This is a genomic window from Pseudotabrizicola sp. L79 (genome assembly GCF_036553525.1).
Lineage (GTDB): Bacteria > Pseudomonadota > Alphaproteobacteria > Rhodobacterales > Rhodobacteraceae > Pseudotabrizicola.
This window is the reverse complement of the sequence record NZ_JAZHDA010000053.1, coordinates 197,024-216,987: the sequence shown is the minus strand read 5'-3', so window position 1 is coordinate 216,987 and position 19,964 is coordinate 197,024. Positions and strand designations below refer to the sequence as shown.

The following is a 19,964-nucleotide window of genomic DNA, read 5'->3' as shown; positions in this document are numbered from 1 at the left end:
TCAGGCGATTTCGAAGATGGCTTCGATTTCAACCGCGACGCCAAAGGGCAGCGAGGCCGCCGAAACCGCCGAACGGGCATGGCGGCCCGCATCGCCAAGGGCTGCCACAAAGAAATCGGACGCGCCGTTGATGACCTTGGGCTGGTCGGTGAAATCGGCGGTCGAGTTGACAAAGCCCACCAGTTTGACCAGCCGCACCATGCGGTCGATCTTGCCCCCGGTGGCAGCCTTGAGTTGCGCCAGCAAGGAAATGGCGCAGCATTTCGCGGCCTCGGCCCCGTCTTCGATGGTAAGGTCAGCGCCCAGCTTGCCCTTGATCATGCCGTTTGCATTTTGGCTGATCTGGCCCGAGATATAGACCGTGTTGCCCGAAATGACCCAAGGCACATAGTTCGCGGCGGGGGCCGGGGCATCGGGAAGGGTGACGCCCAGTTCGGCAAGGCGGGTTTCGATCTGTGACATGGGGGACTCCGTCTGTTGGTGGTGGTGCCTGTTCTTGGCAGTCTTGGCGGGCAGTCTTGGCCGACCGCCAAGGCGGCTGCGACGGCACGCTAGCCCTGCGTGTTGCCAAGGGCAAGACCGTGCCCGCCCAAGGGCAGAGGTGGGATCAATTTCCGAATATTCCCAGCACATCGCGCAGGATCTGGTCGGCGATTTCTTCGCCGGTCATCACCTGCCCGCCATCGACCGGGCCTTCGTTCACGAAGGGTGGCACCGGATCATAGGTTTCGGGCGTGGCATAGGGGTTGGTCACCGGGGCGGGGGACTGGCCGTCTTGCATCACGCCGGGCGAGGGGGCATAGGCGCCATCCGGCGGCTCTTTATAGGCCGGTATGTCCAGTGGCAGGGGCACGGGCGTCACACCCTGATGCACACGCACCATCACCTCGTGCCAGATCTCGGCGGGCAGGCCGCCGCCGGTGACGCCGGTCAGGGGCTTGTTGTCGTCATTGCCCATCCAGACCCCCGCGACGTAATCGGCGGTGAACCCGATGAACCAAGCGTCGCGGGCGGCCTGTGTGGTGCCGGTCTTGCCAGCGGCCTGCCAGCCCGGAATGCGGGCGCGGGTGCCGGTGCCTTCCTCGATCACCTTGGTCATCATATAGGTCAGATAGCGGGCGGCCTGTTCGCTGATCACACGGTCGCCAAACCCGCCCGCCGCACCCATCAGCGGGTCGGATTCGCCCTGCAGGCGCAGTGACAGCAGGCCATAGGGGGTTACGGCGCGCCCACCGTTCAGGATGCCCGCATAGGCGCCGGTGGTTTCCAGTAGCGTGCCTTCCGAGGCACCCAGCACAAGTGCCGGGCCATCGGCCAGGTTCGACTGGATGCCAAAGCCTTCGGCCACCCGCCGCACGGCATCGCGCCCCACGGCCTCGGACACGCGCACGGCGGGGATGTTGCGGCTTTCGGCAAGGGCTTGGGTCAGGGTGATCATGCCCTTGAACTGGTTGTCGTAGTTCTTGGGCGTCCAGGGGCCCGAGCCGGGAATGTTGATCGTCAGCGGCGTGTCTTCGACGTAATCGGCCGGGCTGAAGCCCAGATCAAGCGCGGCGGCATAGGCAAAGGGTTTGAAGCTGGACCCGGTTTGCCGCTTGGCCTGCGTGGCGCGGTTGAAACTGCCCGGTGCCGCCGGATTGCGCCCGCCCACCATGGCGCGCACGGCCCCATCGGCGGACATCACGATGATGGCGGCCTCGGCCTTTGAGCCGGATTTCACCTTGGTTTCAAAGATATAGGACATCGCCTCTTCGGCGGCGCGTTGCAGGCGCTGGTCCAGCGTGGTCTGGATGATCACATCTTCGGTCGTTTCTGACGACAGAAAGCTGGGGGTGGATTCCATGACCCAATCGGCAAAGGCCCCGCCCGATTTGGTTTCGGCCGCCTTTGACAATTGCGCCGGGTTGGCGCGGGCCTCGGCGGCCTCGGCGGCGGTCAGATAGCCTTGGTCTTCCATCAGGCCGATCACCACATTGGCGCGGCCCTGTGCGCGTTCCAGATTGTTGGTCGGGGCAAAGCGGGACGGTGCCGTCAAAAGGCCCGCCAGCATGGCGGCCTCGGCGGGTTTCACCTCATTCGCCGAACGGCCGAAATAGCGTTGCGCCGCAGCCTCGAACCCCCGCGCGCCGGCACCCAGATAGGCGCGGTTCAGATAGATCGTCAGGATTTCGGCCTTGGTGTATTTCACCTCCATCGCCAAAGCGAAGGGGATTTCCTTGACCTTGCGCCAGACGCCGCCACCCCGGCAGTCTTGCTCATACTCGGCCTCGGATTTCCACTGCGAGGGATCATAGGGCACGCCAAGGCACAGCAGTTTGGCCACCTGCTGCGTGATGGTCGAGCCGCCGTTGCCCGACAGCGGGCCACGGCCTTCGGACAGGTTGATGCGAATGGCCCCGGCGATGCCGCGTGGCGAGATGCCGAAATGGGTATAGAACCGCTTGTCCTCGGTCGCGATGACGGCATCGCGCAAATAGGGCGAGACATGATCGGCGCTGATCTGGCCGCCAAAGGTTTCGCCGCGCCAGGCGAAAACCTGTCCGTCACGGTCAAGCATGGTGACCGAGCCGCGGGCGCGGCCATCCAGCAGGGCCGTCACTTCGGGCATCTGGCTGTAGAAGTAAAAGGTGGCCAGGCCGACAACGAGGCCAAGGGCCGCCGTCATGCGCCAGGTGATGGCCCAGATCATGCGCCAGATCAGGCGCCACAGGCCCAGGATGGCCCCGACGATCAGCCCATGTTTGCGGGCGGGTTTGCGGGCTGCGGGTTTGCGCGGTGCCTTTTTCCCCGATCCGCCCGATGGTGCCGCAGGTTTGCGTGCCGCATACCGCCGATCCGCCACCAGCGGTTTACGCCCATTGCCCATTGCCATGCCCGATACCCGATTTACGCCAAAACCAGCCGTGTTCTTTTGCGCAAGATTACCCCGAACCTGTGGCGATGTGGAGTGTGTGCTTGCCCGATTCGAGTGCTAAAGGTGATTAAAATTTGGGCTATTGCCGCGAAAAGTGCAAAAATTGTGCAATAATGCGGGTTTTTGGGCAGGAAACCGCCTGCCTTTCCTTGTTCTGCCCCGGCTCTGGCGCGTTCCTAGGGGCGAGGGCCCACCCCGGGCCCCTGTGACCAGAGGGGAAGACAGTGAAACTCATCATTGCAGCAATCAAGCCGTTCAAGCTCGAGGAGGTGCGCGAAGCGCTGACCACCATCGGCGTGCGCGGCATGATGGTGACCGAAATCAAGGGGTTCGGCAGCCAGTCCGGCCATACCGAAATCTATCGTGGCGCCGAATATGCCGTGAACTTCGTTCCGAAAGTCCGGTTGGAAATCGTTGTCAGTGACAGCCTCGCCGAAGCGGTTGTCGAAACCATTCGCAAGACCGCCAAGACCGACAAGATCGGGGATGGCAAGATTTTTGTGCTGGATGTCAGCCATGCTGTTCGCGTGCGCACCGGCGAAACCAATGACGACGCATTGTAAGCGTCTGGGGGAAGGGGAATTCAGACTATGAAAAATGACGTGAAACTTTCAGGGCTGACGGCGCTTGGCGCCTCGCTGCTGATGGCCCTGCCCGCTTGGGCGCAAGAGGCGACCGAAGCCGCGGCCGAAGTGGCCGCCGAGGTGGTGCCGACCGTCGACAAGGGTGACGTGGCCTGGATGATGATGGCCTCGGTTCTGGTGCTGTTCATGACGGTTCCGGGCCTTGCGCTGTTCTACGGTGGCCTTGTGCGCACCAAGAACATGCTGTCGGTTCTGATGCAGACCACGGTGATTGCCGCTGTCGGCATGATCATCTGGGTCGTCTATGGCTATTCGATGGCGTTCGGCGGCAGCACCTCGCCCTATTGGGGCGGATTTGCCAAGCTGTTCCTGGCGGGTGTGACGACGGATTCGCTGGCGGCGACGTTCAGCGACGGGGTCATGATCCCGGAATATCTGTTCATCGTGTTCCAGATGACCTTTGCGGCCATCACCCCGGCGCTGATCATCGGCGGCTTTGCCGAGCGGATCAAGTTCAGCACGGCGCTGTTGTTCTCGGTGATCTGGCTGACCTTCTCGTATTTCCCGGTGGCCCACATGGTCTGGGATGCGGCAGGCGTGATCTATAACCACGGCGCCATCGACTTTGCCGGCGGCACGGTTGTGCACATCAACGCAGGTATCGCCGCTTTGGTTGCGGCCATCGTGATCGGCCCGCGCCTTGGCTATGGCAAAGACAACATGGCCCCGCATTCGATGACCTTGACCATGGTTGGTGCGTCGATGCTGTGGGTTGGCTGGTTCGGGTTCAACGTCGGTTCAAACCTTGAAGCAACCGCTGGTGCGACCCTTGCCATGATCAACACCTTTATCGCCCCGGCCGCCGCGATCCTGGGCTGGATGCTGATGGAAGTGCTGACGCGTGGCAAAGCCTCGATGCTGGGTGCTGCCTCGGGTATGGTGGCTGGTCTTGTCGCCATCACCCCGGCTTGCGGCACCACTGGCCCGGTCGGCGCGATTGCCCTTGGCTTTGTCGCAGCCATCGCCTGCTTCTTCTTTGTCACCACGATCAAGCACAAGCTGGGCTATGACGACAGCCTGGACGTCTTTGGTGTGCACGGGGTTGGCGGTATCGTTGGCGCCATCGCCACCGGTATTCTGGCCGCGCCGTCGCTGGGTGGCACGGGCTTTGTGGCCGAAGGTGGCACGATGGGCGCACAGGTCTATGCCCAGATCCTGGGTGTGGTGATCACCATCATCTGGTCGGGCGTTGTCTCGCTGGTCGCCCTTTACATCTGCAAGGCTGTCACCGGCCTGCGTGTCAAGGAAGACGAAGAGCGTGAAGGCCTTGACCTCGTGTCGCATGGCGAGCGCGCTTACAACACCTGATGCTGACAAGGGCCCTGCTTGCGGGGCCCTTTGTTTCCAAGGGCTGACTCTCCTCCTCCCTGTCAGTCCCCCTTCTGGCCCGGGCTCTTTGTGCCCGGGCCTTTTTCATGGCTTGGCCGTCATCGACAGGCGATAGCTGATCGCCTCGGCAACATGGGGGTGGCGCACATCGGCCGCGCCGTCGAGATCGGCAATCGTGCGGGCCACGCGCAAGACGCGGTGATAGCCGCGGGCCGACAGGCCAAAGCGTTCCGCCACCCGCGCAATCAGCGCGCGGCCTTCGGCATCTGGCGTGGCGATGTCTTCCAGCACCTGACCTTCGGCATCGGCGTTCACGCGGATTTCGGGCAGGGCGGCAAAGCGTGTCTCTTGCACCTTGCGGGCCTGTGCCACCCGCGCCGCCACAATGGCCGAGCTTTCGCCCGTCGCGGGCAGATCCAGATCGGTATAGGCCACCGGGGGCACATCGACGCGCAGATCGAACCTGTCCATCAACGGCCCGGAAATGCGGCCCAGATAGTCATCGCCGCACAAGGGCGCCTTGCCGCAGGCCCGTGCCGGATCAGACAGATAGCCGCAGCGGCAGGGGTTGGCCGCGGCCATCAGCAAAAAGCGGCAGGGATAGCGAATATGGGCATTGGCGCGGGCCACCATGATTTCGCCGGTTTCAATCGGCTGGCGCAGGGTTTCCAGCACAGTGCGGGGGAATTCGGGAAATTCGTCCATGAACAGAACGCCGTTATGGGCCAGACTGATTTCGCCGGGTTTCGCCCCCCGCCCGCCGCCCACGATGGCCGCCATTGAGGCCGTGTGATAGGGTTCGCGAAAGGGCCGCTCTCGCGAGATGCCGCCTTCTGTCAGCAGGCCCGACAGTGAATGAATCATCGAGGTTTCAAGGGCTTCGGTCGCGGACAGCGGTGGCAGAATGCTGGGCATGCGGGCGGCCAGCATGGATTTGCCCGACCCCGGCGTGCCGATCATCAGCATGTGGTGGCGGCCTGCGGCGGCAATTTCCATCGCGCGTTTGGCGCGTTCCTGGCCCTTTACATCCCGCAGATCGCGCCCCTGTGCCGGGGTGATCACCTCGCCTGCCTCGGCCGGGTGCAGCGGGGCCTGACCGGTGAAATGGCGCACCACCTCGGACAGCGAGGCGGCGGCCAGCACTTCGGTCGCGCCCACCCACGCGGCCTCGGCCCCGCAGGCGCGCGGGCACAGCAGGGCGCGGTCTTCCTCGGCGGCGGCCATGGCGGCGGGCAGCGCGCCCAGAACGGGCATCAGCCGGCCATCCAGCGATAGTTCCCCGATGGACACGGTGCTTTCCACCTCATCCTTGGGCAAGATGTCAATTGCGGCCAGCAGGGCCAACGCAATGGGCAGATCGAAATGCGACCCTTCCTTGGGCAGATCGGCCGGGGCAAGGTTGATGGTGATCTTTTTCGACGGCAGCGCAATCGACATGGCCTGAAGCGAGGCGCGCACCCTTTCCTTCGCCTCGGACACGGCCTTGTCGGGCAGGCCGACCAGCATAAAGCCGGGAACGCCGGGTGTTACGGCGCATTGAACTTCGACCATTTTCGCTTCGACGCCTTCAAAGGCGACGGTATAGGTTTTGGCCACCATCAACTCACCCCTTAACCCCTTGCAAAGGTTTAGCAGGGCGGGTGTTAGGGAAGGGTTAACGCGCGTTAACCCTTGAGCAGTGCCATGAAGGCGGGCCAGGCCTTGGGGTCGGCGACTGTTTTGTCGCGGCAAAAGGCGTTGCAAAAGCCAAAGCGGCGGCCATCGGCCAGTTCCAGCGCATGGGTGACCGGATCGCCCGAATAGGGGCAGGCGGTGTTTTCCACGCCGCCCACGCCATCGACCGCCCGCGCCGCCAATGGCTGCGGGCCGGGCCAGGGCCGGGTGGGATACTCGCGGCGGTAAAAGGCCTGATCGGCGCCATCGACCATCCCCATGGCCCGCCAGCGGCGAAAGGACGGATGCGCCAGATGGGCCTGCACATAGGCCATGGCGCGGTCTGACACCGGCAGATTATAGGTCGCGATGCGGGTGGCCACCGGGGCAAAAAAGGCATCTGCCGCTGAATAGGGGCCACAAAGCCATTCTGTTGAACCGGTCTGTTCCCAAGCCCATGTCCATATGGTTTCAAGGCGGTTCAGATCATCCAGCACCGCCTGCGGAGGGGCGCAATCGGTGTAGCTGACGCGCAGGTTCATCGGGCAATGGCTGCGCAGCGCGGTAAAGCCTGCATGCATCTCGGCAGCCAGCACCCGCCCGATGGCGCGGCCCTTGCCTTCGGGCCAGATGCCTGCCGTGGGGTGTCGGCTGGCCAGTTCCTCGGCAATTGCCAGGCTTTCGGGCATGACGATACCATCGGGGGTGCGGATCGTGGGCGCGGTGCGGGCCGGAAAAAACTGCCCAAGCAGGGTGGGCAATTCATCGGTATAAAGCCGGGCGCGGTGCAGGCGATAGGGAATGCCAAAGGCGTCAAACAACAGCCAACCGCGCAGCGACCAACTGGAATAGGCGCGATCGCCAATCACCAGATCATAGGCTTCGGTCATTCCCGTCTTCTCCTGCTTTGTGGCCTGCATGCTGCCGTGTTGGTTCACTCCACGGTGCTAAGCCACAAAGCCCCAAACCGGAAAGTGTTTGTTTGTGGGGATGTCCATCACGGTCGCTGATTGATCGTGCCGGCCTGCCAGCCTGCATCGGTTCTGTGCAAGGCCGTGACAGACAGGTTGTCGATCTTGTGGGAAAACACCTGTTGCGCCGTCAGGCCAAGGCAGGTTTGCAGCGCGGCAAGGATGGCGCCGAAATGGCAGACAACGATCAGATCTGGCCCGTGGGCCTGCAACCGCGCCAAGGCGTTGCTGACGCGGGCGCAGATCTGGTTCCAGCTTTCGCCGCCGGGCGGGCTGATATCGCCGGGCGTTTCCCAAAAGGCGCGGATGTGGGCGGGGTCTTCGGCCTCGACCTCGGCAAAGCCACGCATTTCCCAAGCGCCGAAATGCATCTCTCGCAGGGCGGGATCATGGGGCAGGCGCAAACGGCGGGGGCTGGCCAAGGCATCGGCGGTGGCAATGGCGCGTGACAGATCAGACGAAATCAGGGTGCCGTGGCTGGGCAGATGGGCCGACAGCCGCGCAATGGCGGCGGTATCCGACAGATCGGCGGGCAGGTCTGTCCAGCCGACCATGGCCTTGGCATGGGTCGGGCCATGGCGCACCAGATGCAGGCGCATCAGGCCAACCCTTGGGGCAGATCGCCCTTTAGCGCAAAGGGCAGGCCCGCCATCACCCCCAAAACCAGCCCCGCCTGTGCGGCAAGCCTTTGGTTCAGCCGCCCCTGTTCATCACGAAACAGCCGGGCCAGCCGGTTTTCAGGCACGATGCCCGCCCCAACTTCGTTCGACACGACAACGACCGGGGCCGGGCAAGCGGCAAGGGCGGCCAGCAGGGCCGCGGTTTCCTGCACCAGATCGGATTCGGCCAGCAGATGGTTTGACAGCCAGAGGGTTGCGCAATCAAGCAGCACCACCCCCCCGGCGGGCACCGCGGCCAAGGCGGGGGCCAGATGCATCGGGGCCTCGATCGTGTGCCAATCCGTGCCGCGCCCGGTGCGGTGTTGGGAAATGCGGGTGACCATTTCGTCGTCAAAGGCTTGGGCTGTGGCAATATAGGTGCGGGGGCGGCCTGACAGGCTGACCAACCCCTCGGCCACGCGCGATTTGCCCGATCTGGCACCGCCAACGACAAGACTTAGGCCGGGAAGTGAAAAAGTCGATCCTGTCGGTGAACCAGTTGGCGACATGCCGCGTATACCTTTTTGAGCGCAGATAAATCGCGCCAAACCTAGACCGGGGGGTCGAAGATGGCACTGGACGGATATAGCGATCAAACCATGTCGCGCCAAGCGATGAAGGCCGAACTTCTGGACGCAGAAACAGAATTGCGTTTGGCCTATGCCTGGCGGGACCAGCGGGATGAGCAGGCTTTGCATCGCCTGATCACCGCATACATGCGATTGGCGATTTCGATGGCGTCGAAATTCCGCCGCTATGGCGCGCCGATGAATGACCTGATCCAAGAGGCAAGTCTGGGCCTGATGAAGGCTGCCGACAAGTTCGATCCTGATCGCGGGGTGCGGTTCTCGACCTATGCGGTGTGGTGGATCAAGGCCAGTATTCAGGATTATGTGATGCGCAACTGGTCGATGGTGCGCACGGGCAGCACCAGCAGTCAAAAGGCGCTGTTCTTCAATCTGCGCCGGGTTCAGGCCAAGCTGGAGCGTGAGGCGTCTCAGCGCGGAGAGCAACTGGATGGTGCGCAGCTGCGCGAACTGGTTGCGGCCGAAGTGGGCGTTTCGGTTGCCGATGTCGAAATGATGGAAGGCCGGCTGTCAGGATCGGACTTTTCGCTGAACGCCACGCAGTCGTCTGACGAAGACGGGCGCGAATGGATTGACGCGCTGGAAGATGATGGCCCGCAATCGGCAGAATTGGTCGAGGCCGAGCATGACCGCGACCATGTGCGCCAGTGGCTGGTGCGCGCCATGCAGGCACTGAACGCGCGGGAGCGGTTTATCGTGACCGAGCGCAAGTTGCGCGACGAGCCGCGGACGCTGGAATCCTTGGGCGAGGAATTGGGCCTGTCGAAAGAGCGGGTGCGTCAGTTGGAAGCGGCAGCCTTTATCAAGATGAAGCGCAGCCTTGAAAGCCAGAGCCGGGAAGTGCATCACTTCTTGTGATGCGTTGGTTCATTCCCCTTTTGCTGGCCAGCCCGGCCTTTGCGGCCGAGATTGCCCCGGCTGACCTGTCGCGATTGCCCGCTGCCGATGTGGTGGTCTTGGGTGAGGTGCATGACAATGCACAGCACCATGCCCATCAGGCGGCGGCGGTGGCCGCACTTGCCCCCAAAGCCGTGGTTTGGGAAATGATCCCCCAGGATATGGCCGTGCCAGCGACATGGGCGGATCAGGCCGAATTGGGTGCGGCGCTGGAGTGGGCTGCACGCGGATGGCCCGAGTTCTCGATGTATTACCCGATCTTTGCAGCCGCCCCCAAGGCGCGTCATTACGGGGCCGAGGTCGGGCGCGAGGCGGCACGCAAGGCCGTGTCTGACGGGGCCATGGCCGTGGCGGCCGATGGCGCGCGCTTCGGCCTTGACCGCGCTTTGCCCGATGACGAGCAATCTGCGCGTGAGGCCGAGCAGATGCAGGCCCATTGCGACGCCCTTCCGGCAGATCTGTTGCCAGGCATGGTGCAGGCCCAGCGATTGCGGGACGCGGCACTTGCCCGTGCGGTGTTGCAGGCGTTGCAGGATGTGGGCCCGCCCGTGGCGGTGATCACCGGATCGGGCCATGCCCGCAAGGACTGGGGTCTGCCCGCGGTGCTGGCCTTTGCGGCCCCCGATGTAACGGTGTTGTCTGTAGGGCAGGTCGAGTCCGACCCCGGCCCGTATGCGCCCTTTGATCTGTGGCTGATCACCGCCCCGGCCGAGCGCCCCGACCCCTGTGCCGGCTTTCGCTAACTGGGGGATGCGGCGGGGTGTTGAGTTTGCCCCCCGCGCCGCCTAACGTCGGGCGCAACAAAAGGGGGCGCTGCATGCTGGCTGGAAAACGTATCTTGCTGATCATCGGGGGTGGCATCGCGGCCTATAAATCGCTGGAGTTGATCCGGCTGTTTGCAAAGGCCGGGGCCAAGGTGGTGCCAGTTCTGACCAAGGCAGGGGCCGAATTCGTGACGCCTTTGTCGGTGTCAGCCCTTGCCGGAACCAAGGTCTATACCGATCTGTTCGATCTGACGGACGAAGCCGAGATGGGCCATATCCAGCTTTCTCGCGCTGCCGATCTGGTGGTTGTGGCCCCGGCCACGGCGGATCTGATGGGCAAGATGGCGACAGGCCGGGCCGATGATCTGGCGTCAACCTTGCTCTTGGCCACGGACAAGCGGGTGATGATCGCCCCTGCCATGAATGTGCGCATGTGGCTGCACCCGGCCACGCAGCGCAATCTGGCCACCTTGCAGGGCGACGGCATTCTGACGGTGGGCCCCAATGACGGCGATATGGCCTGTGGCGAATTTGGGCCGGGGCGGATGGCGGAACCGGCGCAAATTCTCGCCGCGGCGACGGCCGCGCTGACCTCGGGGCCGCTGTTTGGCAAGCATGTTCTGGTGACCAGCGGCCCCACGCATGAACCGATTGATCCAGTGCGCTATATCGCCAACCGATCAAGCGGGGCGCAGGGGGCGGCACTTGCGGCGGCGTTGCGTGATCTGGGCGCACGGGTCAGCTTTGTCACCGGGCCCGCCAGCGTGCCCCCCCCGGCGGGGGTGGATGTGATCCGGGTGGAAACCGCGCGGCAGATGCTGGCGGCGGTTCTGGCGGCGCTGCCAGCCGATGCCGCGGTGATGGCGGCGGCTGTGGCCGATTGGCGGGTTGCCAACGAAGCGGGGCAGAAGATGAAAAAAGATGGCTCGGGCCGTGCCCCGGGGCTGGAGTTTGCCGAAAACCCCGACATTCTGGCCACTGTCTCGCATTCGCCAGATCGCCCGCGCCTTGTGGTGGGCTTTGCCGCCGAAACCGAGACCGTGGTGCAGCATGCCACGGCCAAACGCGCGCGCAAGGGCTGTGACTGGATCGTGGCCAACGACGTATCACCGGGCACGGGCATCATGGGCGGTGACGAAAATGCCGTGACCCTGATTTCTGAGGCAGGGGCCGAGGATTGGCCACGGATGAGCAAGGATGAGGTCGCCCGCCGTCTGGCGGGCCGCATCGCCGAGGCCTTGCAATGAGCGCGGCAAATTTTTTCGAAAAAATTTGCCCGGCCGGTGCAAAAGCGCGGCTCGGGCGCGGGGGGCTGATATGGGCTTGATCGTCAAGGTCGTGTTCGAAGATTGGGCCGACCGCACCTTGCCCTTGCCCAGCTATGAAACCCCTGGCGCGGCGGGCGCCGATTTGCGGGCCAATCTGCCGCCTGACATGCGGGCCGCGGGTTTTGTGTTGCAGCCGATGCAGCGCGCCATCTGCCCCACCGGGCTGCGGGTGGAAATTCCCTTTGGCTATGAAATGCAGATCCGGCCCCGTTCGGGTCTGGCGCTGAAACATGGCATCACCCTGCCGAACACACCCGGCACCATCGACAGCGATTATCGCGGCCCGCTGGGGGTGGCGCTGATCAATCTGGGGGCTGAACCCTATGTGATCCAGCATGGGGATCGGGTGGCGCAGATGATTGTGGCGCCGGTGGTGCAGGTGGGCTTTGCCGTGGTGGACGTGCTGGATGAAACCCTGCGCGGTGCAGGCGGGTTCGGATCAACGGGGACGCGCTGATGATACTGGTTCTGGTCATGGCGGCGGCGATCTGGGGGCTGGGGGTTGTGATGAAAACCCCGCTGCGGTTGCGGCTGGGGATGATCTTTGGCCTGTGGCTGGCGGTGGTTCTGGCGCAACTGGCGCTGCCTGCGGGCAATGGCCTGCGCGAGGCAACCGGGGGCGATGTGCGGCCTTGGCTGGCGCTTGGGGTTGTGGCCGGGCTTGGCTTTGGCTATCGCGCGTTGATTGCACGGTTGCGCAACCGTGCCAAGGCGGGCGAGGCAGCCGTGCCCAAGGCCCCAAAGGGCACCTTCCGCCCGGCCGAGCTGGACCGCTATGCCCGCCATATCATCTTGCGTGAAATCGGCGGGCCGGGGCAGAAACGGCTTAAGGCGGCGCGGGTTCTGGTTGTGGGCGCGGGGGGGCTTGGCTCTCCGGCCCTGCTGTATCTTGCGGCGTCGGGCGTTGGGGTGATCGGTGTTGTCGATGCGGATGTGGTCGATAATTCCAACCTGCAACGGCAGGTGATTCACGTCGATGATCGTATCGGGATGCCCAAGGTGTTTTCGGCCGAGATGCAGATGCGGGCACTGAACCCCTTTATCGAGCTGCGCCCCTATCATCGTCGGTTGGACGAGGACAGTGCCGAGGCGCTGATCGCCGAGTATGATCTGGTGCTGGATGGCACCGATAATTTTGAGACGCGCTATCTGGTGAACCGGGTCTGCGCGCGGTTGGGCAAACCGCTGATTTCGGCGGCGATCACCCAATGGGAAGGGCAGATGTCGCTGTATGATCCGGCGCAGGGCGGGCCGTGTTATGAATGCGTCTTTCCGGTGCGGCCGGCGCCCGGCATGGTGCCCACCTGCGCCGAGGCAGGGGTGGCCGCGCCCCTGCCCGGTGTGATCGGTGCCATGATGGCGATGGAGGCGGTGAAAGAGCTGACCGGGGCGGGGTTGGGCCTGCGCGGGCGGCTGATGATTCACGATGCGCTTTACAGCGAAACGCGGATGATTGCCGTAAAGCCGCGCCCCGATTGCCCGATCTGTGCTGCCCGTCGGGCCGTGGCCTAGCGGCCCGCGCAGCCCTGCTTTTGGGCAGAGCGCGTGATTTGCCTGCCCAGCCCCCCGCCATGTCTTGCGGGTGGCACAGGGCCGGGTCATAGTCGCGCCAAAGTCTGATGACAGGGAGTTCACAGAATGAAGACCACCGCCGTGCTGTTTGCGACCGCCTTGGCCTTTGCCCCCGCCGCCATGGCGCAGGATTTGCCCGATCTGGGCGGCAAAGAGATTGTCGTTGTCACGGAAAACGCCTATCCGCCGCTGCAATTTCTGGATGCCTCGGGCGCTGCGATTGGCTGGGAATATGACGCCATGGCCGAGCTGGCCAAGCGGCTGAATTTCACCGTGACCTATGAAAACATCAGTTGGGATGCGATGATCCCAGCCGTGTCGGAAGGCCAGTTTGATCTGGGCATGACGGGTATCACCATCCGTGATGATCGCAAGGAAAAGGTCGATTTTTCCGACAGCTACATGACCAGCGAAATGGTCATGCTGGTGCGCGGCGATGAGACGCGTTTTGCCGACAAGGCCGGGTTTGCCGCCGATGCGGATCTGTTGATGGCCGCCCAACCCGGCACCACGCCGTTCTACGTTGGCGTCTATGAAGTGCTGGATGGCGATGAGGCCAATCCGCGGATCAAGCTGTTTGAAACCTTTGGCGCCACGGTCGAGGCGTTGAAGGCGGGCGATGTCGATCTGGTGCTGACCGATGGCACGGCAGGTGCGGGCTATGTCGAGGCATCGGCTGGCGGGCTGAAGATCGTGGGCGAAAAGCTGGGCACCGAGGATTTCGGGTTCATCTTCCCCAAAGGGTCTGACCTTGTGGCCCCGATGAATGCGGGCATTGCCGCGCTTAAGGCCGATGGCACGATCGAGGCGCTGAACAAGAAGTGGTTCCTTGATTACAAGATGGGTCAGTAAAGACCACAGGCCCCGGCGGCGCAGGCCGTTTGCCGGGGCCCGTTAGCAATGACCCCAAACCCCAAGCCCGATACCGATTTTCCATGGTGGCTGGTGATCTTGCTGATCACCGGGGCGGTGATGTTTTACGAAGTGGCGTCCAGCGCGGTGTATGCCGCGGCGCTGAACACGCTGCTGAAAGGCGTGACGATCACCATTGTGGTGGCGGTGATTGCCTATCTTGGGGCCTGCCTGATCGGGCTGGGCCTTGCGATGATGGGCCTGTCGCGCTTTGTCGTGCTGCGCCAGATCGCGCGGCTGTATATCGAGGTGATGCGCGGCATTCCGATCATTGTGCTGCTGCTTTATGTGGCCTTTGTGTTGGCCCCGGCGCTGGTTGCGGTGGTGAATTGGCTGCTGGAGCCTTTGGGGCTGGACCCATGGCGCACGCGGGATTTCCCGCTGATCGCGCGGGCGGTGATCGCCTTGATGCTGGCCTATTCCGCCTTTTTGGCCGAAATTTTCCGCGCCGGTTTGCAGGCGGTGGACAAGGGCCAGATCGAGGCCGCCGAGGCCCTTGGCCTGAATGGCTGGCTGCGGTTTCGCCACATCGTTTTTCCCCAGGCCTTTCGGCTGATCTTGCCGCCCTTGGGCAATGATTTCGTGGCGATGGTCAAGGACAGCTCGTTGGTGTCGGTGCTGGGGGTCAGCGATATTGCGCAACTGGCCAAGGTTACGGCCGCCGGGAACTTTCGGTATTTTGAAACCTATAACGTGGCGGCACTGCTGTATCTGACGATGACCATCGGCCTAAGCCTGATCCTGCGCCAGCTTGAGTCGCGGTTGCGCGAAAAGACCACACGGTAAACGCTGTAGGGGTGTTCAGGCCTGATCTGCCCCGCGTCCGATCAGCCCGGCAAGGGCGCGGCTGATCGTGCCGCTGGTCGAGGGGCGGTCAAGCGCGGAAAAGGGCAGGGGGCGGCACAGATCCATTGCGGCAAGGCCAACACGGGCGGTCAATGCGCCGTTGACGACACCTTCGCCAAAGCGGCGTGACAGCTTTGACAAGACCCCGCCCCCCGCGACAGACCCGATCAGATCATCGGTCAGCGCCAAGGCACCCGTTGCCACCAGATGCGAAAACACCCGCCGCAACAGGCCCCAAGACCCCAAGGCCCCAGATCGGCCGCCATAGATTTCCGCAATGCGGCGGATCATCCGCAGGTTGGAAAACAGCGCTGTCGCCACATCGGCCAAAGCCAGCGGCACAAGGGCCGTGACCGTGGCCACCTGTCGGGCCGAGCGTTCGATTTCGCCGCGGGCCAAGGCGTCAAGCGGGGCCAAAAGCTCGGTTTCGGCAAGGTTCAGCAGCGCATCGGCATCCAGCACATCTGCCGCGCGGTCCTTGAACCGCGACTGGCCCCATGCCGTGTCGGGGCGGTTGGCGTAAATCGCGGTCAAGGCACTGGTCAGCCGGCGCGCGTGTTTCAGATCGGCACTTGCGCGGGCCAGTTCCGATTGCTGGCGCAGCGTATCCAGCCGCATCAGCCGCGCATAGGCCGACCATTCGCGCAGCGCCAACAGCACCGCCGCCAGCACCGCTGCGGCCAACAGCACAAAGGCAACCCAGCCCAGCAGGGCGTTGCGGGCCAGCAGGTTGGTCACGAAATCCCATGCCGCAACCGACAGGGCAAAGCTGAAAAAGGCCGAAAACGCCCAAAGCGCCAACCGGGTCAGGGCAGAGCGCGGCTGTGTGGCGCGGGCGGCCAGTTGCATCGCCTGCCCTTGGGGCTCGGGGTCGGGCACCGGGGGGGCAAGGCTGGGGTCTGCCTCGTCATCCAACTCCAGGATCAGGGGTTTGCGCGGGGTGTCGGTCATAGCTTGTCGCCGATCAGGAATTCGGCGGCGCGGTCCAGCCTTATGTGGGGCGGGCCTTCGCCGGGTTTCAGGGTCATCCGCGCCGGATAGAACTGCATCAGCCCATATTCGGCCCCCAACCACGCCTCGGCCCCTTCGCGGGCGGGGGCAAGGATGCGGGCCGGGTCTGATGGCAGATCGCCCGCATGCATCGCCGCCTGCTTGCCACTTTCCAGCCGGCCGCGCACCACATCCAGTGCGGCGCCATCGCGCTGCACGGTATCTTCCACCGTGGTGCGCAGCGAGGCCATCGAGAGCGCCATGGTTTTCGCCCCCGAAAAATCGGCGCGGCGTTTGGCATCAGACAGCAGCGCCTCGGCAATGGCGGTCAGTTTCGGGTGCTGGTGGTGGTGCAGATGATCGGCCTTGGTGGCGGCAAACAGGATGCGTTCCACCCGTTTTCCGCCCAACAGCGCGGTCAGCCAGCCGTTCAGGCCGGGGCGAAAGGTCGCCAGAATCTCGGCCATGGTGCGGCGCAGATCTTCCACCGCGCGGGGGCCTTGGTGAATGGCCCCCAGCACATCCATCAGCACGATCTGGCGGTCGATCCGGGCAAAGTGATCGCGGAAGAAGGGTTTGACAACCTTGGATTTATAGCCGTCAAACCGGCGCTCCATTTCACGCCAAAGACTGCCACGCCCATGGCTGGCGGGCTTGGGCAAGGGCGCAAAGGTCAGCACCGGAGAGCCGGCCAGATCACCGGGCAACAGAAAGCGCCCCGGCGTCAGATCAGACCAGCCCTGTTTGCGCGCCGCATGCAGATAGGCGGTAAAGCTGGCGGCAAGGGATTGGGTCTGGGATTCGTCCAGATCAAGGCTGGCATCGGCGGCGCGGGCCTCGGCCAGAAAGGCGGCGGCTTCGGGGCGTTTCGACAGGCGCGACAGGGTTTCTTCGGCCCAGTGTTCATAGCTCTTGTCCAGCAAGGACAGATCCAGCAGCCATTCGCCGGGGTAATCGACAATGTCCAGATGCAGGGTCTGCGGCCCGGTCAGGCCTGCGAAAAACCCCTGCGGACGCAGGCGGAACGACAGCCGCAATTCCGATATGGCGCGGGTCGACTCGGGCCAGCGCGGGCTGTCGCCCATCAGGGCGGTCAGGTGGGTTTCATAATCAAAGCGGGGCAGCGTCAGGTCGGGTTGGGGCTGCAAGACAACGGTTTCAATCCGGCCCTGGGTCTGCGCTACAAGCTGCGTCATGCGGCCCCGATCCAGCAGGTTGGCGACCAGCGAGGTGATGAAAACCGTCTTGCCCGCGCCCGAAAGCCCGGTGACGCCAAGCCGCAAGCTGGGTTCGAAAATGCCGTTGATAGAGGCACTTACACTTTCCACGCTGCGGGTGATGCCATCGGTGAGGGTTGAAAGAACCACTGTCTGCCCTTTGTATTGTCAGGCTTAACATAAGCAGGGACAGCCGGGGTTTACAGGGGGAAATATGCCTTGGGTCTTGCAGCGGGAACAGGATCGGGTAACAGGGGGGAATGCCCAGATTTGCCTTGAAAATTGACTATGACGGTGGCCCTTTTCAGGGCTGGCAGCGGCAGGCCGCGGGGCAGCCGAGTGTGCAGGCGGCTGTCGAGGCGGCGCTTGCGCGGCTGGAACCGCGGGCGCATACGATTGCGGCTGCGGGGCGCACGGATGCGGGGGTGCATGCAACGGGGCAGGTGGCCACGGTTGATCTGGAGCGGGACTGGGACACGTTTCGGCTGGGCGAGGCGCTGAATTACCACCTGCGCCCACAACCTGTTGCAATCCTTGGCGTTTCTCGTGTGGCCGATGATTTCCATGCCCGCTTTTCCGCGATTCAGCGGCGCTATCTGTTTCGCCTTGTGGTGCGGCGGGCGCCGGTGACGCATGATCGGGGGCGGGTGTGGCAGGTGCTGAACCCGCTGGATCTGGCCGCGATGCGCGCGGGGGCGGCGCATCTGGTGGGGCACCATGATTTCACCACCTTTCGGTCGTCGATCTGTCAGGCGAAATCGCCTGTCAAGTCATTGGATTCAATCGAGATTTCGGAACATCCCTATGCCGGGGGCACTGAGGTGCGCTTTGCCCTGCGGGCGCGCAGTTTTCTGCACAATCAGGTGCGGTCGATCGTTGGCACGCTAGAGCGGGTGGGGGCCGGGGCCTGGGCGCCCGAGCGGGTGGCCGAAGCGCTGGAGGCGCGCGATCGCGCAGCCTGTGGCCCGGTCTGCCCGCCGCAGGGGTTGTATCTGACGGGTGTGGGCTATCCGACCGACCCGTTCGCCTAAGGCCCTGATCTGCCTGAAAAAATGCTGTGTTATTGCCGTGGGATAAGCGTGGTTTTTGCGTGGTGCACCTGTGACCACAGACGCACCACGATGCCTTAGCCTTGCGGGCGTTCAGCCCAGCCTGCAAAGATGCGTTCCAGCGCCACAACGGCGTAGTAAAGCAGGATGCCAAGGGCCGCCAGGGCGATGAGAACGGCGAACATCAGGGGATAGTCGCCATTGGTTTCGCCCGATTTGAACAGCGCCCCAAGGCCGCGCCCATGGGGCGAGACGATTTCCACCAGATTGGTGCCGATGAAGGCCAGCGTGACCGAGACTTTCAGCGCCCCAAAGAACTCGGGCAGGGTTTTGGGCAGGGCGATTTTCCAGAAGATTGTGGTTCGGCTGGCCCCAAGGCTGCGCAGGATGTCACGGTATTCGGGTTCCAGCGTCGAAAGGCCGATGCCGACCGAGACGGCAATGGGGAAAAAGCTGATCAGAAAGGCCATCAGCACCGTGTTGAAATCGTGCTGGCCGATGAACAACAGCGCGATGACCGGCACCAATGTGGCCTTGGGGATGGCGTTGAAGCCCACCAGCAGCGGGTAAAGCGCGTCGCGGGCGATGCGCGAAAAGCCCATGGCCATGCCCAAAAGCGTGCCAAAAGCCACAGCCAGTGCCAGACCCAGGATGGTGCGCCACAGGGTTTGCCAGCCCATGATGAAGAACAATTCCCAAAACCGCGCATAGGCGGCGGGCAGGTCAGAGGGTGAGGCCATGACGTAATTGGGCCAGCCGTTGACCCAGACGATGAATTCCCACAGCGCCAGAAAGCCAAGGATGGCGGCCAGCGGAACGGCGATCTTTTGCAGGCGTTCCATCAATGTGCCCCCCCATCGCGGCCTTGGGCGATGCGGATCTGATCGCGCAGGACATGCAGCATATCGACCACCTTGGGGTCATAAAGCACATCAATGGTGCGGTCTGCGGGCAGATCGACATCCATCACATATTGGGTGCGGGCCGGGCGGCCCGACAGCACAAAGACCTGATCGCCCAGAAACACGCTTTCGCGCAGGTCATGGGTGATGAGAACGCAGGTAAAGGGTTCTTTCGCGCGCAGGTCGCGCATGGTTTGCCACAGATCCTCGCGGGTGAAATTGTCCAGCGCGCCAAAGGGTTCGTCCATGATCAGCACATCGGGCTTGTGCACGATGGCGCGGCACAGGCTGGCGCGTTGGCGCATGCCGCCCGACAGCTCGCTGGGCCGTTTGCGTTCAAACCCGGCAAGGCCGACCATTTCCAGCAATTCCATCGCGCGGGCCTCGCGGTCGGATTGCGACATGCGGGGGGCGACGATTTCCAAGGGCAGGATCACGTTTTCGATGATGCTGCGCCATTCCAGCATGACCGGGTTCTGAAAGGCCATGCCCACGGTCTTACGCGGGCTGGTGACGCGTTCGCCATGCAGCCAGACCTCGCCCTGATCGGGTTTCATCAGGCCCGCCACCAGCCGGGTAAGGGTGGATTTGCCACAGCCCGAGGGGCCGACCACGGCGGCAAATTCGCCTTCGGGGACGGCGATGTTCAGATTGTCCAAGACCGGCAGAGGGCCGGCCTTGGTGCGATAGGCGTGGGTCACGCCCTTGATGTCGATCAGGTTTGCCATGG

The 19,964-nt window shown here is 63.5% G+C and carries 20 protein-coding genes; 10 read left to right on the top strand and 10 right to left on the bottom strand.

All coding sequences use genetic code 11. The features are described from left to right. Entirely contained in the window at positions 1–462 is a 462-nt protein-coding gene (locus V3C85_RS15960) for a RidA family protein (protein WP_331796336.1), read from the bottom strand. Between the two features lie 145 nt (positions 463–607). Further along, positions 608–2,872 carry a transglycosylase domain-containing protein gene (locus V3C85_RS15955; protein WP_331796334.1) on the bottom strand — a complete coding sequence of 755 codons (2,265 nt, stop codon included), beginning with the start codon at positions 2,870–2,872 and terminating at the stop codon, positions 608–610. Positions 2,873–3,138: 266 nt separating this feature from the next. On the opposite strand from V3C85_RS15955, the gene V3C85_RS15950 reads away from it, so the two are divergent. Further along, positions 3,139–3,477, top strand: coding sequence for a P-II family nitrogen regulator (locus tag V3C85_RS15950; RefSeq protein WP_331796332.1), 339 nt, complete (start codon positions 3,139–3,141; stop codon positions 3,475–3,477). Positions 3,478–3,504: 27 nt separating this feature from the next. Continuing rightward, a complete protein-coding gene (locus tag V3C85_RS15945; protein ID WP_331796331.1) occupies positions 3,505–4,866 on the top strand; it encodes an ammonium transporter in 1,362 nt (453 codons plus the stop codon). A 105-nt stretch (positions 4,867–4,971) separates the two neighbouring features. Here V3C85_RS15945 and V3C85_RS15940 read toward each other — a convergent pair whose 3' ends face one another. From V3C85_RS15940 to cobU, 4 genes are all read right to left on the bottom strand, one after another. Further along, complete coding sequence (locus V3C85_RS15940) at positions 4,972–6,486, bottom strand: YifB family Mg chelatase-like AAA ATPase (RefSeq protein ID WP_331796330.1); 1,515 nt, start codon at positions 6,484–6,486, stop codon at positions 4,972–4,974. Between the two features lie 65 nt (positions 6,487–6,551). Further along, entirely contained in the window at positions 6,552–7,430 is an 879-nt protein-coding gene (locus V3C85_RS15935; protein ID WP_331796328.1) for a glutathione S-transferase, read from the bottom strand. Positions 7,431–7,537: 107 nt separating this feature from the next. Further along, entirely contained in the window at positions 7,538–8,113 is a 576-nt protein-coding gene (locus V3C85_RS15930) for a histidine phosphatase family protein (protein ID WP_331796811.1), read from the bottom strand. Further along, positions 8,110–8,679, bottom strand: a complete 570-nt coding sequence (gene cobU / locus V3C85_RS15925) for a bifunctional adenosylcobinamide kinase/adenosylcobinamide-phosphate guanylyltransferase (RefSeq protein WP_331796326.1) — start codon at positions 8,677–8,679, stop codon at positions 8,110–8,112. Before cobU ends, V3C85_RS15930 begins: the two co-directional genes overlap by 4 nt. A gap of 60 nt (positions 8,680–8,739) precedes the next feature. On the opposite strand from cobU, the gene V3C85_RS15920 reads away from it, so the two are divergent. The 7 genes from V3C85_RS15920 (at position 8,740) to V3C85_RS15890 (ending at position 15,016) form a co-directional block, all read left to right on the top strand. Further along, complete coding sequence (locus tag V3C85_RS15920; RefSeq protein WP_331796324.1) at positions 8,740–9,615, top strand: RNA polymerase factor sigma-32; 876 nt, start codon at positions 8,740–8,742, stop codon at positions 9,613–9,615. After that, positions 9,615–10,397, top strand: coding sequence for a ChaN family lipoprotein (locus V3C85_RS15915; protein ID WP_331796323.1), 783 nt, complete (start codon positions 9,615–9,617; stop codon positions 10,395–10,397). The genes V3C85_RS15920 and V3C85_RS15915 overlap by 1 nt, the downstream gene beginning before the upstream one ends. Positions 10,398–10,471: 74 nt before the next feature. After that, positions 10,472–11,665: a bifunctional phosphopantothenoylcysteine decarboxylase/phosphopantothenate--cysteine ligase CoaBC gene (coaBC, locus tag V3C85_RS15910; protein ID WP_331796322.1), complete on the top strand. Its 1,194-nt coding sequence runs from the start codon at positions 10,472–10,474 to the stop codon at positions 11,663–11,665. Positions 11,666–11,735: 70 nt separating this feature from the next. Next, a complete protein-coding gene (gene dut, locus V3C85_RS15905; protein ID WP_331796320.1) occupies positions 11,736–12,203 on the top strand; it encodes a dUTP diphosphatase in 468 nt (155 codons plus the stop codon). After that, positions 12,203–13,258 carry a HesA/MoeB/ThiF family protein gene (locus V3C85_RS15900; RefSeq protein WP_331796318.1) on the top strand — a complete coding sequence of 352 codons (1,056 nt, stop codon included), beginning with the start codon at positions 12,203–12,205 and terminating at the stop codon, positions 13,256–13,258. The genes dut and V3C85_RS15900 overlap by 1 nt, the downstream gene beginning before the upstream one ends. Before the next feature lie 126 nt (positions 13,259–13,384). After that, complete coding sequence (locus tag V3C85_RS15895) at positions 13,385–14,170, top strand: transporter substrate-binding domain-containing protein (protein WP_331796316.1); 786 nt, start codon at positions 13,385–13,387, stop codon at positions 14,168–14,170. A gap of 48 nt (positions 14,171–14,218) precedes the next feature. Further along, positions 14,219–15,016 (top strand): amino acid ABC transporter permease, encoded by a 798-nt coding sequence (locus V3C85_RS15890; protein ID WP_331796314.1) that lies wholly within the window; start codon positions 14,219–14,221, stop codon positions 15,014–15,016. A 15-nt stretch (positions 15,017–15,031) separates the two neighbouring features. Here the strand turns inward: V3C85_RS15890 and V3C85_RS15885 are convergent, their stop codons facing one another. Together V3C85_RS15885 and V3C85_RS15880 are read right to left on the bottom strand one after the other, a co-directional pair. Then, positions 15,032–16,027, bottom strand: coding sequence for a YcjF family protein (locus V3C85_RS15885; RefSeq protein ID WP_331796312.1), 996 nt, complete (start codon positions 16,025–16,027; stop codon positions 15,032–15,034). Further along, a complete protein-coding gene (locus V3C85_RS15880) occupies positions 16,024–17,433 on the bottom strand; it encodes a YcjX family protein (RefSeq protein ID WP_331796310.1) in 1,410 nt (469 codons plus the stop codon). Before V3C85_RS15880 ends, V3C85_RS15885 begins: the two co-directional genes overlap by 4 nt. 110 nt (positions 17,434–17,543) lie before the next feature. Between V3C85_RS15880 and truA the strand changes: the two genes are divergently transcribed. Further along, positions 17,544–18,314, top strand: a complete 771-nt coding sequence (gene truA / locus V3C85_RS15875; protein ID WP_331796308.1) for a tRNA pseudouridine(38-40) synthase TruA — start codon at positions 17,544–17,546, stop codon at positions 18,312–18,314. A gap of 95 nt (positions 18,315–18,409) precedes the next feature. Here truA and V3C85_RS15870 read toward each other — a convergent pair whose 3' ends face one another. Together V3C85_RS15870 and V3C85_RS15865 are read right to left on the bottom strand one after the other, a co-directional pair. After that, positions 18,410–19,174 (bottom strand): ABC transporter permease, encoded by a 765-nt coding sequence (locus V3C85_RS15870; RefSeq protein WP_331796306.1) that lies wholly within the window; start codon positions 19,172–19,174, stop codon positions 18,410–18,412. Next, entirely contained in the window at positions 19,174–19,962 is a 789-nt protein-coding gene (locus V3C85_RS15865; protein ID WP_331796304.1) for an ABC transporter ATP-binding protein, read from the bottom strand. Before V3C85_RS15865 ends, V3C85_RS15870 begins: the two co-directional genes overlap by 1 nt. Between the last annotated feature and the right edge of the window lie 2 nt (positions 19,963–19,964).